Annotated in this window: 14 protein-coding genes; 11 read left to right on the forward strand and 3 right to left on the reverse strand. The window is 37.9% G+C overall.

Annotated features, from left to right (window positions below; translation table 11 throughout):
* Positions 1 to 5: 5 nt before the first annotated feature.
* From H5154_RS09250 to H5154_RS09280, 7 genes are all read left to right on the forward strand, one after another.
* On the forward strand, positions 6 to 1,805 hold the full coding sequence (locus tag H5154_RS09250; protein ID WP_182718094.1) for a sugar transferase: 1,800 nt from the start codon (positions 6 to 8) through the stop codon (positions 1,803 to 1,805).
* A 166-nt stretch (positions 1,806 to 1,971) separates the two neighbouring features.
* A complete protein-coding gene (locus H5154_RS09255) occupies positions 1,972 to 2,280 on the forward strand; it encodes an STAS domain-containing protein (RefSeq protein ID WP_149980667.1) in 309 nt (102 codons plus the stop codon).
* A gap of 20 nt (positions 2,281 to 2,300) precedes the next feature.
* Entirely contained in the window at positions 2,301 to 3,155 is an 855-nt protein-coding gene (locus H5154_RS09260) for an OmpA family protein (RefSeq protein WP_182718095.1), read from the forward strand.
* 4 nt (positions 3,156 to 3,159) lie between these two features.
* The gene (locus H5154_RS09265) at positions 3,160 to 5,244 is read left to right on the forward strand and encodes an SLBB domain-containing protein (RefSeq protein WP_182718096.1); all 2,085 of its coding nucleotides are present in this window, start codon (positions 3,160 to 3,162) and stop codon (positions 5,242 to 5,244) included.
* Positions 5,241 to 5,945 (forward strand): AAA family ATPase, encoded by a 705-nt coding sequence (locus tag H5154_RS09270; RefSeq protein ID WP_182718097.1) that lies wholly within the window; start codon positions 5,241 to 5,243, stop codon positions 5,943 to 5,945. The genes H5154_RS09265 and H5154_RS09270 overlap by 4 nt, the downstream gene beginning before the upstream one ends.
* Before the next feature lie 7 nt (positions 5,946 to 5,952).
* A complete protein-coding gene (locus H5154_RS09275) occupies positions 5,953 to 7,413 on the forward strand; it encodes a SpoIIE family protein phosphatase (RefSeq protein WP_182718098.1) in 1,461 nt (486 codons plus the stop codon).
* 97 nt (positions 7,414 to 7,510) lie between these two features.
* Positions 7,511 to 8,914: a sigma-54 dependent transcriptional regulator gene (locus H5154_RS09280; protein ID WP_182718099.1), complete on the forward strand. Its 1,404-nt coding sequence runs from the start codon at positions 7,511 to 7,513 to the stop codon at positions 8,912 to 8,914.
* Here the strand turns inward: H5154_RS09280 and H5154_RS09285 are convergent.
* Positions 8,909 to 9,934 carry a glycosyltransferase family 4 protein gene (locus H5154_RS09285; RefSeq protein WP_182718100.1) on the reverse strand — a complete coding sequence of 342 codons (1,026 nt, stop codon included), beginning with the start codon at positions 9,932 to 9,934 and terminating at the stop codon, positions 8,909 to 8,911. The genes H5154_RS09280 and H5154_RS09285 overlap by 6 nt on opposite strands.
* 21 nt (positions 9,935 to 9,955) lie before the next feature.
* On the opposite strand from H5154_RS09285, the gene H5154_RS09290 reads away from it, so the two are divergent.
* Complete coding sequence (locus H5154_RS09290; protein ID WP_149980674.1) at positions 9,956 to 10,288, forward strand: Hpt domain-containing protein; 333 nt, start codon at positions 9,956 to 9,958, stop codon at positions 10,286 to 10,288.
* On the opposite strand, the gene yvcK is transcribed toward H5154_RS09290, so the two are convergent.
* Positions 10,285 to 11,157: a uridine diphosphate-N-acetylglucosamine-binding protein YvcK gene (gene yvcK / locus H5154_RS09295; protein WP_182718101.1), complete on the reverse strand. Its 873-nt coding sequence runs from the start codon at positions 11,155 to 11,157 to the stop codon at positions 10,285 to 10,287. The two genes, H5154_RS09290 and yvcK, sit on opposite strands and share 4 nt — an antisense overlap.
* 169 nt (positions 11,158 to 11,326) lie before the next feature.
* Between yvcK and H5154_RS09300 the strand changes: the two genes are divergently transcribed.
* Positions 11,327 to 13,324 carry a response regulator gene (locus H5154_RS09300; protein WP_182718102.1) on the forward strand — a complete coding sequence of 666 codons (1,998 nt, stop codon included), beginning with the start codon at positions 11,327 to 11,329 and terminating at the stop codon, positions 13,322 to 13,324.
* Positions 13,325 to 13,391: 67 nt separating this feature from the next.
* Here H5154_RS09300 and H5154_RS09305 read toward each other — a convergent pair whose 3' ends face one another.
* Positions 13,392 to 14,252 (reverse strand): YicC/YloC family endoribonuclease, encoded by an 861-nt coding sequence (locus H5154_RS09305; protein ID WP_145237110.1) that lies wholly within the window; start codon positions 14,250 to 14,252, stop codon positions 13,392 to 13,394.
* Positions 14,253 to 14,430: 178 nt separating this feature from the next.
* Between H5154_RS09305 and rph the strand changes: the two genes are divergently transcribed.
* Entirely contained in the window at positions 14,431 to 15,144 is a 714-nt protein-coding gene (rph, locus tag H5154_RS09310) for a ribonuclease PH (RefSeq protein WP_145237114.1), read from the forward strand.
* A 20-nt stretch (positions 15,145 to 15,164) separates the two neighbouring features.
* Positions 15,165 to 15,809 carry an orotate phosphoribosyltransferase gene (gene pyrE / locus H5154_RS09315; RefSeq protein WP_182718103.1) on the forward strand — a complete coding sequence of 215 codons (645 nt, stop codon included), beginning with the start codon at positions 15,165 to 15,167 and terminating at the stop codon, positions 15,807 to 15,809.
* Positions 15,810 to 16,247 lie beyond the last annotated feature (438 nt).

Raw genomic sequence — 16,247 nt, forward strand, 5'->3', positions numbered from 1 at the left:
ATGCAATGACTTTTCTACTGATCACATTGGCTGTTTTAATTACACTGGCTTTATATCATCATGTTGGTTACTTACTGTTATTAAAGCTATTTAGTAACAGTAAACCGATTGAGATGACTGAAAATACTCAACCCAGTACTCACTTTGGTATTTTAATGTGTGCTTATAACGAACAAGAACACATAGCAGAGAAGCTTTATAACTTAGGCTCAATGTTATATAGCACTGAGCTATACACCATTCATGTTTATCTTGATGGCTGCACCGATAAAACTTATGACGAAGCGATGCTAGCGCAGTCGCATCTTGCAAAGCAAAATGTAGTTTGTCATTTGCATTTTAGTAAAGTGAATAAAGGCAAATCATTTGGCATCAATGAACTGATAAAGCTGAGTAAGCCAAATTATGATGTTTTACTCTTTACCGATGTTAGTGCGCTACTGAGTATTGATGTGCTCAATAAAATTGATGCCGATTTTAAAGATCCTAATATTAATGTTATCACCGGCGTATATATTTTAGATGATTTAGCCACTGCTGAGCAGCAACAGTACTGGCAATATCAAAACAAAGTGAAGAGTATGGAGTCGTCTTTAGGGGCTGTTATTGGCGTGCCAGGTGCTATGTTTGCGATACGCTCAGCTCATGCGGCTTTATTAGATGAAAACACCATAAATGACGATTTTATTATCTCTATGAAAGCGTTAAACCAAGGTGGGAAAGCCGTTGTAAACAGTGAAATAAATATCGTTGAGCGTGAATGTGATGAACAAAGTCATGATTATGCCAGAAGAGTAAGATTAGGTGCGGGTAACTGGCAGCAAATAAAAATGTTGTTTGAATTATTAAATCCGAAATTAGGCTGGGTAAGTTTTAACTATTTTTCACATAAAGTATTGCGTGGGGTCATGCCAATTATTCTGCTGCTGATTTACGCGTTACTTTTTTCACTTGCACTATCTTCAAGCTTGTTAATACCTAAAGTGGTATGTGTTGCGATAGTCTGTACTCATGGCTTAGGAGTAGCAAAAAAAGCTTTTAATATCAGGGCTAAGTTACCAATTGTGGATAGTGTAAATTATATTATCAGCGCTTATTTTATGGCTCTGTGGGGGATTGTTAAGTTTGAGCGTGGTGATTATAACCAGCATTGGCAGCGCGTTCATCAAACCCAAGAATCAAACAAAATATTCATCAAAACCATTAAGCGCACTATTGATGTAGTTGGCTCTGCGGTTGGATTAATATTACTTTCACCAGTTATGTTAGCTGTTGCATTAGTGATTAAACTGACTTCAAAGGGCCCTGTGTTATTTAAACAGCTGAGAGTGGGACAAAGTGATGATGATTTTGTCGCTTTATTCAATGTTTTAAAATTTCGCTCTATGGTTGTTGATGCAGAAGCAAAAAATGGCGCGGTGTGGGCAAGTAAAGATGATCCTCGTATAACTGCAGTTGGACGATTTATTCGCAAAACACGCTTGGACGAATTACCACAACTTTGGAATGTATTGATCGGTGAAATGTCTCTTATTGGCCCACGGCCTGAGCGACCAGTGTTTTATTCAAAGCTTGAGAAAGACATCCCGTACTTTTGTCAGCGTACTTATGGGATCAAGCCCGGTATATCGGGACTCGCGCAGGTAATGAATGGTTACGATGAGAGCATTGACGATGCGCGCAACAAAATAGGCTGGGATTACGCCTATATGCTAAGTACTTCATCTGCACGCAGTTGGTGTTATATGGAGTTTACTATTTTCTTTAAAACGTTGGCTGTTATATTCACTGGTAAAGGTCAGTAACGTTGTTTCGCATAATGCAATTGTGCACTCAAAAAGCAATTGCATTATGCATCCCTCCTCTAAAAAATAGTATCAAATAATTTAAAACCCTTAAATATCAGTTTGTTAATTCTGGCATTCTTCTTGTAATAGTCTATTTGTATTTATATTTTAATAGGTGATTCAGATGAAAAATTTAGCCAATAAAGTAGAACAAACAGTTGTCGTACTTCCTAATGATTTCTCCGGCTTTGCTGTCGATGAGTTAAAAGATCAGTTTGAACAGCTAGTCGAGCAAGGCACACACTTCGTGATTCTCGATTTTACTAAGACCGAATTTATCGACTCTTCAGGAATAGGTGCTATTGTTTTTCTATACAAAAGAATTGAAAAACAAAGTAATAAGCTATCTTTACTTAATGTAACGGGGCAGCCGTTTAAGCTAATGAACTTATTAAGAGTCGATAAAACCATTCCATTTATTGACTCAATATAAAAGGTATCAGGGAGAGTACAATGAAGGCACGCATAGTAATTGTTATTATAATGTTTTTAGGCGGCTGTGCTTCTTGGCCTGATGACGGCCAAGGTGGCTTAGCTGAAAAGTATCAAAACTATCCATTAGCCGATGAGCAGTACGATGAAAACTTCACTCAGCCCGAGGACGTTGTTAAGAGTGAATTTGAACACCTTGTACTTAAACTTGAGTTATTAAAATCGCAAGATATTAAAGCTTGTATGCCTGCGCAACTATTAAAAGCACAAATTTATGAAAATCGTATTCGTAGATTAATCGCTGGGCAAATGTGGGAAGATGCTGAGCATGATTTACTGATTCATTATCATGGGCTTAATCAGTTAACGAATCACTTTGATACGGTTAGAAAAGTTACGGATTGTGCCTCTACGACTAATGAGCAACCTGCGTCATTTAGTATCAAAAAACAAATTGCACAGCTATTGAATAGCGATAATCAATTTGCATTTAATGCGTTTGAAATAACCCCTAAATATGCCGTACGAGTTGCTCAAGCTGCAGATTTAGCGAAGCAACTAGGCAGTATTAATATTTTACTTGTGGGTCACACTGACGCGGTTGGAGATTCAGGGAGTAATTATGAGTTGGCACTTAAGCGTGCCGATACGGTGAAGCATTGGCTTGGCGTTTATGGCGTGCCACAGCAAAATATTACAACCCTAACGCAAGGAAGTTTGCAGTCTTACAGTGATGCCGCAGAAACTGAGAGTACACGTCATTCAGACCGAAGAGTTGAAGCAATAATTCTAGACGCAAACACGCAAGGCTTAGAAAGCAATAAAGCTAAAGCGCTGATGAACTGGACTAAAATAATACAAAGCAAAAAGGAGTAAAATAATGAAATATTTTTTCACAATATTTGTTTTGTTTTTTTTAGCGACCAACAGCTTTGCGGCAAATGAAGCGGATAACTCAATTGTGCAAGCGGGTAATAAACTCTTTTTATATGTGCCTGGCGAGGTTGAATTTGATGGCACGTTTGAAGTAGATAAAAAAGGCCAGATCAACATACCTGAAGTAGGGCAATTTAATGTTGCCAATAAAACAGTGGCGCAAATCGAACTTGAGTTAAAACCGGTTTTGGCTGAGTTGTTTGTTGCGATAGATGACTTTTATGTGGAGATCCGCAGCCGAGATATATTTATTAATGTGATGGGTTATGTCATTACGCCTTCCCAAGTCAGTATTCCTGATGATGGTAATATTCAAATGGTAATAGCTAAAGCGAATGGTTTAAAGCCTGGCGCTCAGCTCGATCGTTTGCAAATAAGACGAGGCGATGAGGTGATTGAGTTTAATTACAAAGCCTATTTAGATACAGGTAATATTAGCTTACTTCCAACCCTTAAAAGTGAAGATACGGTGTTTGTACCGGTATCTCCTTTACTTGGTAATGTACAAATAGACTTTGATGCACAAACACTTAGCGCAACGGGAGATGCCAGTGACAATAGCGCTATTACAATTTTGGGCGAAGTACATAATCCTGGTAGCTTTTCGTTTAAAGAAAATATGACCATCTTAGATGCATTAATGCGTGCCGAGGGAGTAACACGCTATGCTGATGTGACTAAAATTAGAGTCATTGTCGATAAGTCCCCAGTGATATTTGATTTAAAAGCATATTTAGATAAACCCACTGATAAGAATATGCCGCTTCTCAAAGCTGGTTCAACCATATATGTGCCAATAATGGTCGATGATGTAAACACCACTTCTCGGACTGTTTATATCATGGGGGAAGTGCAAAAGCCTGGAGCTTACGAGGCTGCAGATAGTACCAATTTTCTAGATATTTTAGCTAATGCAGGGGGGCCAACACGCTTTGCAGAAACGCGACAGATAAAAATATTAACCCCGCAAGGTGAAAGTATTTTATTTGATTTACAAGGTTACAGTGAAGGTAGCATTACGACAAAAGTACCTGATTTAAATCCTGGTGATGTTATTTTCGTGCCCGAAAAAACAGATGTAAACGAAAAAAGCTGGTTAAAAATTCCGACTAAACGTGCGATTAAAATTATTGGTGCCATTCAATCTCCCGGACGTTATGAATGGAGTGATGAAATGGATTTTACCGATTTATTAGCTCATGCGGGCGGGCCAACCAAAGGGGCCAATATTAATGATATTAAAATATTACGTAATGGTGATGTCACTCAGCGTTTCGACCTCGAAAAGTACACTATTACTGATGGAAAAACAGCGCTACCAAATTTGATCGCAGGCGATACAGTGATTGTAGAGGAGTTGCCAGTTGACCCTGGCGATAATAAATCACAATGGATACGCCAAGCGTCGAGTAAGTCTATTTATATTATGGGTCAAGTGGGCTCTCCTGGGCGCTACGCGTTTAATGATAATATGCATTTTATTGATATTTTAGCCGCTGCAGATGGCCCTAATGGCAATGCTGATATTCGCAACATAAGAGTAACGCACCGTAATGGTAATAGTGCCAAGGTTAGCAAGCTTGATTTAGCTCTGTATTTTGAAACCGGAGATGAAACTCTCTTTCCACATGTGTTGCCCGGAGACACTATTTTTATTCCTGAAAAAGATAAAGACTGGTTACGTACACCTAAAGAGAGAGTGGTTCGTATTATGGGGGCAGTGCAAAAGCCGGGTCGCTATAACTTTGATGACACTATGTCTATTTTAGATGTATTAGCTGAAGCGGGTGGGCCATCAAGTTCCGCACTCATTGATAAAATTGTTGTGGTTAATCATTCTTGTTGTAAAGAGCAGTCTCGAGTATTCAATCTTGAAGCATTTATAAAATCACCAAACTCGGCAAATATTCCGGTATTAAGGGCTGGCGATACTTTATATGTACCAGATAAGGGGCAAGATCTATTAAGTCAATTTAAAGATAATTTCTTAGATTTTATAACAATAATTGCTTTAGTGGTGAGTTTATGAAGTTAATTCCAGAGCAGTATCATGAGCTTGAAACGATTTGTAATACCCTCGTTGATAGTGATGCACGATGCGTTACATTTATTTCGTTGTATGGTGGCGAAGGTTCATCAACGGCGTGTAGCAGTGTTGCCCAGCGATTAGTTAGTCAACATAAGTCAGTATTGGTGATTGATCTTAACCCCATTAGTTCGTTTCGCTTAGATAAGCAGTTATCTAGCTTAACTAAGCTATGGCGATTTGATGATATTTCTTGCCAGTTAAGTGTATTACCTTATCAGGGGATAGATATTTTGAGCATACATAATTTAGAGTCCATTGATTCGGCTAAAAATAAACATGTACTCAATGAGGCTGTGATCCGTTTAAAACAAGAATATGATTATGTGTTACTTGATATGTCTCCTGCGTTAAAGCTCAATCGCAATAATATTCCGCTACATTCTTTAAGTTTATGTAGCGAACTGACTTTAGTAACAGTTGGTTTAGGTGTTAATGATGAAGAGTCTTTGTGTAACGGCGTTGCAGAGCTTAAACAAGCTGGCCATAGCAATATTAAATTATTAGTGAGCCAATATAGTTTTGCACCTTTGGGTGAACGAATGCTATTACTTTTACAAAGATATAGACCTCAATGCCCAAGAGTCTGTACGTTTTTAACAAACAAAATCAACAGGCAAAAGTGGCTGTTTAAGCATTATTGAGGTCTTTATGGATATATTATTTGAACGACGCTTTGAATTGTTATGGCCAACGTTAACCGAGATACGCCAAGTGTTAAAACATGTGTTGGGTGCATTATCAGTAAAACGGGATGAAGCGGATGCTGCCGGTTTAGTTGCAACGGAGTACCTCACTAATTTGATTAGGCATAATCAGGGGGATGAGCACGTTATTATGTTGCGCATCAGCCAAACGAATACTGACACATATCATTTAACGTTTGTAGATGAATTGAAGCCTTATAATTTATTCAAAAAAAATGACTCATCTTGGACAATCGAATCGCATGAATTAGTTGAAGGTGGAATGGGGGTTGAGTTAATTCGTCATTACTTTGCAGATGCAACGTATGAAACAATAGCCTCTAAAAATTATTTTTCCTTTCCTTTGATTAACATAGATAAAAGGCCAAGTATTATTTATGTTGATGATGATGTTGTCCAGCTTGCATTAATGAGCACCTATCTTCAAGACAAGTTTCAAGTGATCACCTGCGAAAATATTGAGGCGGGTTGGCAGGCTATTTTAACCTCTGATGCCAGTATTTTATTACTTGATCACCAACTAAAAAAAGGCACTTGTGAGCCATTATTAGAAAAACTAAATAAATCTAATCTCAAATCACAATTATCGGTAGTGATGTTAACCGGTGATGACAGCGAAGAAGTGATCAGTAAAATTAATCGCTTAGGAGTCGATGATTACTTAATTAAACCAGTGAAAAAAAATAAGCTTTTGCAAAGTATTGAAAGGGTAACGCACCGGTTCGCTTACTTATCGTATCAGAGCACATTTGGCTTAACACCATCAAAAGTGTTATTAGCAAATAATAAAACAGCGCATATATTTGGTTCAATTGCGGTCGGTAACGGTGGTGACTTTTTTATGCCGATTAATGATGAAGGGACTGCTTTTATCCTCGGTGATATGATGGGGCACGGCTTGCAAGCACTTAAAGAAAGCTTTGCGATTAAAGGCTTTATCAGTGGCTTTTTAGCAACTGGATTGGCATATCAAGACATGCTGGTGGCGCTTAATAATGCGCTTTATAAGCAGCAACTATGCAAATCGAGTTTAGTTACACTGGTAATTTGTTTTTTAGAAAATAATAAATTGTATTGGCTTAATGCCGGACATCCACCGCCAGTTATTATTGATAAAGATGGAAAAATATCTCAATTAAAGGGAACCGGTCCATTGTTAGGCCTTTCTAATGATCATCAATACACCCTTTATGAAGCTGAATTAGAAAATATTGAACATATTTTACTTTATACGGATGGTTGGACCGATAATCGCTTTACTGACAAAGATGAAATGGCTGAGTTAAAAACAATAATCCCAACACAGAGCAACTCTGCTGAGGACTTTGCCCACTCATTATGGAAAAACTCGCAAGTGACACTCTCCAAAGAAATTGATGATGCATCACTAATAATAATTAATTGAATTTGATTTAATGAGGTAACTATAGTTAACTTAACATTCATAAGTTAATATTTTTTATCTAAATAATTCTTAGCGGGCTGCTAAAAGGAAAGGGATTATGCCACCAACAATACTCATTGTAGAAGACACCCAGTCGCTCGCTATGTTGTATCAATCTTATCTAGTTCCTACAGGTGTTAATACTCTGGTGGCAAATGATGGTGCAAGTGCTTTAGCGATTATTGATAAAATAAAGCCTGATCTAATCGTATTAGATGTCATGTTACCAGACATGAATGGTTTAGATATTTTAGCCAAGTTAGCTCCTGATAATTTTCCTCAGGTTGTTGTTTTAACTGGTCATGCGACAAAAGAAATGGCCATTCAAGCGATCAAGCTCGGTGCCAGTGACTTTTTAGAAAAGCCCGTTGAGGCAGAGCGCTTTCGTATTACAATAAACAATGCGCTAAAAATAAAAGACCTAAAACAAACCGTCACGAAATATAAAAATACCTACGAAAATGGTCGATATTTTGATTTGATTGGTAGTTCAAAGCAGATGCAATCTGTCTATCAAATAATTAGCTCGGCATCGGTAAGTAAAGCTACGGTGTTCATTACCGGTGAAAGTGGCACAGGAAAAGAGCTCTGTGCAAGAGCGGTACATCAAGCATCGAATCGCGCTGATAAGCCTTTTGTTGCGTTAAATTGTGCTGCGATCCCTAAAGATTTAATTGAAAGTGAAATTTTTGGTCACTTAAAGGGCGCATTTACAGGAGCTATTGCGAATCGTCTCGGGGCTGCGGGTCAAGCTGATGGCGGTACCTTATTTTTAGATGAGCTATGCGAAATGGACGTCAACTTACAAAGTAAGCTGTTGCGTTTTATTCAAACCGGCACTTATCAGCAAGTAGGCAGTGAAAAAGTTGTTAAAGTTGATGTGCGATTTGTGTGTGCAACCAACAGAGATCCACTTGTTGAGGTCGAAGCCGGACGGTTTCGAGAAGACTTATATTATAGATTGCATGTGATCCCTATTGAGTTGCCACCATTAAGGGAACGCAGTACAGACATTATTGAGATAGCAGAAGCTTTGTTTATCAAAATAGCTCGCGAAGAGCAACATCCGTACAAAGGTATTACAGAGGATGTAAAGCGCTTACTGGCTCAATATGATTGGCCTGGTAACGTGAGGCAGTTAGAAAATGTGATCCGCAATATTTTAGTGCTCAATGCCCAAGAGTGGATTGATGTAAATATGTTGCCCAGCTTGCCACAAAGCTCTCAGAAAGAAATACCAAATTACAAGCCAAACGAAAGCTTTACTCATACTAAAATACAAGAATTTGAAGAGTTACCGCAAATTGAAAGTGATATAAAAGCACTTTGGTTAGCAGAAAAAGACTATATAGAACGTGTTATAAAAATATGTTCAACAAATATTCCCAAAGCAGCAGCATTACTTGAAGTTAGCCCTTCTACCCTTTATAGAAAAATTAAAAGCTGGGAAGAAAACTTATAAGCGTAAGCGTGATTTTGCGGTGTACGCATTTTGTAATAACAAAAATTGGTTTTTACCAGAAAACCTTTCTTTAAGCATGACGTAAGCGGCTTGTGCCATAGCGCTTTTTTGATCAGGAGACTGTATTAAAAGTGCGTTAATACAATTTTGACACTCTTGTGCATCACCTGTTTTCATTAGTAAGCCATTCGTATTATTTTTTATGATACTTGGGATGGCGCCAACAGGACTGCTAATTACGATTTTATGGTGCGCCATGCTCTCAAGTAATGTCATGGGTAAACCTTCCTCTCTTGAGCAGATAAGCAACACATCGATTTGATGCCAAATATCGTCGCGATTGGTTAAACCATGATAGTGTAAGTTTTCCAGTTGCGGGATGGTATTGCGCATCGGACCGTCGCCAAAAAGGTGAAACATCACATTGTCACTGTTTTGCATACTTTCGGCTAAGGTATAAAAAATATCAGGAGCTTTTTCATACGATAACCGGCCAACAAATCCAATTCTAAGAGGGGATGAGGAAAAGTTAACCGTAGGTGGTTCTTTGATATCAATAAAGTTTTCTAGTAATGTGGCATTCTTAATTGTTTTGCTGATTTGCTCTGAGACTGCAAAGTTGGTTGATAAACATGAAAGCCACAGGTCTAGTTTGTTATATAGCCACATTTTACCTGTCCCAGCATCACCTGCGTGGTAAGTGCTTATACAATGTTTATGAGTAAGTTTACAGGCTAAACGGCCTAAAATACCCGCTTTATAACCATGGGTATGAATAACTGTATTGTCATCGTAGCGGCGCAATTGCTTAATTAAACTCGAAGGTGTGCCTTGCAGAAAATCATAGCGTATGCTTTGCTTATCAAGTAACGTATAAAAATCATTATTGCCATGATTTTTATAAAATAAAACAGAGCAAGAAACGTTATTTTTACTGAGTAGTTTGTGTAGTTCCACGATGTGGGTTTCAATACCACCGATCATGGAAGAGTCAACAAACAAAATAATCTGGCAATTCATAACGAACCTCAAAAGAAAAATATGATAGATATATCTGTAATAGAACAGCTAAAATATGATGTTGGCGACAGCATGGCTATTGAGTTACTCAAAGTGTTTGTTGACGAGTCTAAAAAATTAGTAGAACAAATGCTTAACTCAACCAACACTAATGATATAGAGCTTCATGCACATAGCTTAAAAAGCAGTAGCTATAGCTTTGGTGCAATACATCTAGCACAAACATGTCAGCTGATTGAGCAAAAAGTTAAGACCAATGGCTTAAACCCAGAGGTTAGGACTTTGTTAAAATTAGCTGACTCGCAAAGTAAAAAAACTTTTCAACAAATTAATCAATTAGTTAATAACGCTTAAGCGTGTTTTTCTGCATTAAAAGAGCTTTTTAATAATTCTGAAAATACATTATTTAACTCATCGATATTATGTAAATGTTTACCCGTTTTATTGCATTTATTCCCGTGTTGCAAAATTTCCATAATCGCTGGAGGAGAAATACTTAAATCGTATATTTTAGCGCCGAGCTTTTTTTGTAACCAATCAATACCTGCACTATGAGTGTATTGCATTACACTGTTCTCTTGCGCTGTATTTTCAATAAATACACGACACGCAGAGGTTTTTTGAATAGCGAGTGCAATATCGTCGATTAAAAAAGCGGGCATAATACTGGTTATGATACTGCCAGGGCCAATAATCACTAAGTCAGCATTTAAAATAGCTTCAACAGCGCCTGGTGATGCAGGTACTTTTTTAGATAAATATACTTTCTCAGGTAGTAAATTTAAGGCATCTATCGCACACTCACCAAACACTTTTTCACCGTTATCAAGCTCAGCGACTAAGTCTGTTGGTATATCAGACATGGGTAAAACGGTTTCACAATTACCAAGTAGTTTATTAAAGCATGCAATAGCCTGAGTAGGAGAGGCCATAACTTGAGTCAAACCTAAAAGAGTTAAATTACCTAAGCTGTGACCTTCAATATCGCCGCTCGTAAATCTGTGTTCATACACAGAATGAGCAATTGAACCTTCACCCGCTAGTTGAACACAGCAACGGCGAATATCACCAAGGGCGATGCAATTTTGTGCTTCTCTAATCCTACCCGTCCTGCCGCCATTATCGGTGGTTGCAACGATTGCTGTTAAGTTATTACACAAAGGTTTTATTGCGCTTAAAACTTGTGCCAATCCGTGCTCACCGCCTATGCAAACTATTTTCATCGTTTTGCCTTGGTGTTTGTTATTTACATTAATTAAGCAGAAATCATTCCACTCTAGCAAAAAAAATAACTCAATGATTTATATTGAATTTTGTTCTATATTAAATAGTCATGTCATCGGCTTAAGTTTTTTTTGCAAAACGCGATGCATTTTAAGTGGGGAAACCGGTATGCAAAATAGTGATTTAATTACTGTTAGTGAATTACAAAGTCAGTTAGAGTCATTATCTCAATGTAATGATGAAATTGATATTTTAGCGACTATCTCCGCTTTTTTGCAGCCGTTGCTTCATTATCAAGATTGTATAATCCTACAAAAAATTGATAAGCATTATCAAACTATAGGCACTAGCAATATTGATTTTTATGATCAGAAATGGCCGCATTGCAGATTGTTTTTACAGGTATTAAAAAATAGCTATGCATTTTGTAACAATCCGTCAGAAGATCTCGAATTTAATTTTTTAGAGGGCAATGCCAAAACTGCACTTAAAGCGTCTTTATTGATAAGTGTTAGCACCTCCAATGAGCAAGGCATATTTATTTTTACTAATGTAGACATAAATGGGGTCAGTGACGTTGTAGGTTCAGATCTTATAAAGCTGTTTTTTCAACAGGCGTTCTATGCTTTTTTGAACTTAATGAAGTTACACGCTCAAACTCACCAATCTATTTTACTGCTTGATAAATTTTCTCAACTCTCTAGTTTATTTAAAGAGCTTGCTAGTGAGTGGTTTTGGCGCACAGATCTTAATATGACGTTTATTAGCGTTAATAATATTGAAAGCGAAAATAACACTTACGCTCAACTTTTTATTAATAAAAAAATTGATAATTTACTCACTATTAATGAGCGAAAAAACACACTGAAATGGCAGCAATTCTCAGCTTTACTTGCAGAGTATGACGATTTTAGTGGTTTTGAATTTGAAGTTTATGCAGTTAAGCCCCTTTGGGTATCTCTTAATGGCAAATCGCAGTTTGACGATCAGGGAAATTTTATTGGTTATTTAGGGATTGCCAAAGATATTACTTTTTCAAAAGAGCGAGAGGCCGCACTTGAAAGTGAAAAATTAAAAGCTGAAGAGGCCAGTCAAACCAAGTCAAAGTTTTTAACGATCATGTCACACGAGATCCGTACTCCAATGAATGCGATTATGGGGATGATAGAGTTATTACTGGATACTGAGCTCACTAAAGAACAACGACAGTGGCTGGACTATGCTAATTCAAGCGCTGATATTCTATATGGCCTAATCACTGATGTGCTTGATTTTTCAAAAATCGAATCAGGAACAATTTTATTGGTTAACAAACCTCTTAATGTAAAATTATTAATAGAAAATATAGTAGGGCAGTTACACATAATAGAAGACAGTGACGATATTATCTTCTCAGTATCAATAAGTGACGACATACCTACCTTAATAATGGGAGATGAGTTTAGATTAGGGCAAATACTCTTTAATATTATTGGAAATGCATTCAAATTTACGCGCTCTGGACGTATTTTACTATGCGTAAGTATTGTTGATGGAAAGCTTAACTTTACTGTCCAAGACTCTGGTGTTGGTATCGCAAAAAAAGATTTGGTTTTTATATTTCAGCCTTTCAGGCAAGTTAACGATGGCATTAACAGAAAGAATGAAGGAGTTGGTCTTGGGTTAAGTATTTCAAAAAACCTAATTGAGTTAATGGGGGGCTCAATTACTGTTGATACGCAACTTGGGCTTGGCAGTACTTTTACTATTTTAATTCCATTTGCAGAAGCACCTATTAGTGAAATGAAGCCTGAACTATCTGCAGAGCATCCTGTTTTATCGATCCTCGTTGCTGAAGACAACAAAACCAATCAGGTATTAATTAAAGCGTTCTTACAAAAATTAAATCATAAAGTGACAATAGCTAATGATGGCGCCGAAGCGATTGAATTTATGAAGCTCAAAAAGTTTGATTTAATTTTAATGGATATTATGATGCCAACGATGGATGGGTTAACTGCTACACAATACATACGTAATGAATTATTAAGCGATATTCCTATTTACGCACTCACCGCCAATGCCGCAACCGACGATAAAGCATCGTGCTTTAAAGTCGGCATAAATAAAGTACTGACCAAACCAATTAAATTTGAGACTCTAAAAGCATCTTTAAACTCGCTGTAGTGCGCATAAATAACAACAGATTAAAAAAGGCCGTAATGAGTTTAAATTACGGCCTTTTTTAATTTTGTTATTCTATATTCTGGATCTGCTCACGCATTTGCTCTATCAATACTTTAAGCTCAACCGCAGCATTGGTGATGTCGCTATTGATTGATTTAGAGGCGAGGGTGTTGGCTTCGCGGTTAAACTCTTGCATCATAAAATCTAAACGACGACCACAAGCGCCACCTTTTTTAAGGATTTTTTTAGTTTCTTTGACATGAGATTTTAAACGGTCTAGTTCTTCAGCTACGTCTTGTTTTTGTGCAAGGTAGATGAGCTCTTGCTCAAGGCGAGCTTCGTCAATATTTGCAGTTAAATCTTCTAATTTTTGTGCTAATTTTTCACGCTGCCATTTGGCAATTTCTGGCATGTGAGTTTCAACAATCGCTACTTGCTCTAAAATAGCATCAAGGCGAGTGGCTATCATCTCTTCAAGATTAGCGCCTTCATCACCACGTGCAGATTTAAAATCTTCAATCACTTGATCAAAACCAGCAATGAGTGCGGTGTTAACGCTATCCATATCTAGCTCTTCAGCTTCCATAACACCAGGCCAACGTAAGATGTCGACAGGATTAATATCGCCATTACTTTGTTGTTGCACCCATTTGGCGCTATTGATCAGTTGTGCAGCCAACGCCTCATTAATTGAAAGTTCACCAACATGGGCTGGGTTTGCCACAAACTTTAAGAACACTTCAACCTTGCCGCGTTGTAAATGTTTACGTAGGCGCTCACGGATCACCGGCTCCATGCCACGAAATTGCTCAGGTGCGCGAATAAAGGTTTCAAGGTAGCGTTGGTTAACTGAACGAACTTCCCACGTGCCAGTGCCCCAATCGCCTTTTATTTCGCGACGCGCGTAAGCAGTCATACTGTGGATCATGGATGGTTTCCTAGTTTTATTAAACAATATTAAAAGTGATTATACCGTAACACTGGTTAAGCTCTAGCGGAAATTTTTGTTGCTGCGAATTTTACAATTTGCTTTTGTTTAAATCAGCATGGCATCTACAGCTATATATACATATAATGTGGGAAATTCTGAATTAAGGGGATCGTGAATGCGTCCAAGCGAAAGAACACCTAACCAAATTAGACCGGTTACATTTACACGTAATTACACTTTGCATGCTGAAGGCTCTGTGTTGGTTGAGTTTGGTAACACAAAAGTACTTTGTACAGCCACTGTTGAATCAGGTGTACCGCGTTTTATGAAAGGCCAAGGTAAAGGCTGGATCACAGCTGAGTACGGTATGTTACCGCGCTCTACCCATACCCGAAATGGCCGTGAAGCGGCGCGTGGCAAGCAAAGCGGTCGTACTATGGAAATTCAACGTTTAATTGCACGCGCACTTCGTGCCGCAGTTGATTTAAAAGCGTTAGGCGAAAATACCATTACTATTGATTGTGATGTTATTCAAGCTGATGGCGGAACTCGTACTGCATCAATCAGTGGTGCTTGTGTTGCTCTAGTCGATGCGTTAACACATATGCGTAGCAAGGGTATGATCAATTCAAATCCTCTTAAATTTATGATTGCAGCTATTTCGGTAGGTATTTATAAAGGCCAAGCTATTAGCGATTTAGAATATTTAGAAGATTCTGACGCTGAAACAGATATGAACGTAATTTTGACCGAAACAGGTAAAATTATTGAAGTGCAGGGTACAGCCGAGGGCGAACCTTTCTCGTTTGATGAGCTTGATGAATTACTCACTCTTGCGAAGCATTCAATCCGCGAAATCATTGACGTTCAGAAGCAAGCATTAGCTTAATAAGTAATAGGTTTATAGTAATGAAAGATTATCAAATAGAGTTTATTGAATTCGCCTTAGAAAAACAGGTGTTAAAGTTTGGTGAGTTTACTTTAAAGTCTGGCCGTACTAGCCCTTACTTTTTTAATGCGGGTTTGTTTAATACAGGTCGTGACCTTGCACGTCTTGGTCGTTTTTATGCTGCCGCCCTTGAAGATGCAGGCATTGAATATGATGTTTTATTCGGTCCTGCTTATAAAGGTATTCCAATTGCAACAACTACCGCAGTAGCACTTGCAGATCATCACAATAAAGATGTGCCTTATTGCTTTAACCGTAAAGAGAAGAAAGCACACGGTGAAGGCGGCACATTAGTCGGCTCTGAGCTAAAAGGCAAAATCATGTTAGTAGATGACGTGATCACTGCTGGCACAGCAATTCGTGAGTCTATGGAAATCATTGCACAAAACGGCGCGGACTTAAGTGGCGTTCTAATAGCTCTTGATCGTCAAGAAAAAGGTAAAGCTGAGCTTTCTGCAATTCAAGAAGTAGAACGTGACTTTGCTACTAAAGTTGTTTCGATAGTAAAACTGGCCGATCTTATTAGTTATCTTGAAAGCAAAGGTACTATGAATGAGCACCTAGCATCTGTAAAAGCCTACCGAGAGCAATACGGTATTGCTTAACCTAAATTGTTTATTGAATTTAGCAAAAAAAGCCCGGTGAATTTCACTGGGCTTTTTTATGTTATGTCGCGTGATTGAGTTATTAAAACGTAAATTAAGTATAGATTTTGTGGTGTTTGGTATGAATCATAACCGAACAGCACTTTATTTCAAGTTTTCTTTAAAAAACGCTTGCGTAAAATTCGCCGCGCCCTATAATGCGACCCCACTGAGACGGCAGACAGCAACGCTTAGCGAGGCAAGAGTTAATCAGTTAGTCGAGTAAAACTTGAGTTTAGATTTTTAATAAAGTTTAAAATTAAGTGTTGACAAGAAAATAGGAAAGCGTAATATGCGCAGCCCTAGTGAGATAAAGTTTAACTTTAACCGCAACGTTCTTTAACAATATAAAGCAATCATCTGTGTGGGCACTCGTACAGATTGAGTTCTAACAGCCGA

The sequence above is a fragment of the Pseudoalteromonas sp. SR44-5 genome, from assembly GCF_014163675.1.
Classification (GTDB): Bacteria; Pseudomonadota; Gammaproteobacteria; order Enterobacterales; family Alteromonadaceae; genus Pseudoalteromonas; species Pseudoalteromonas rhizosphaerae.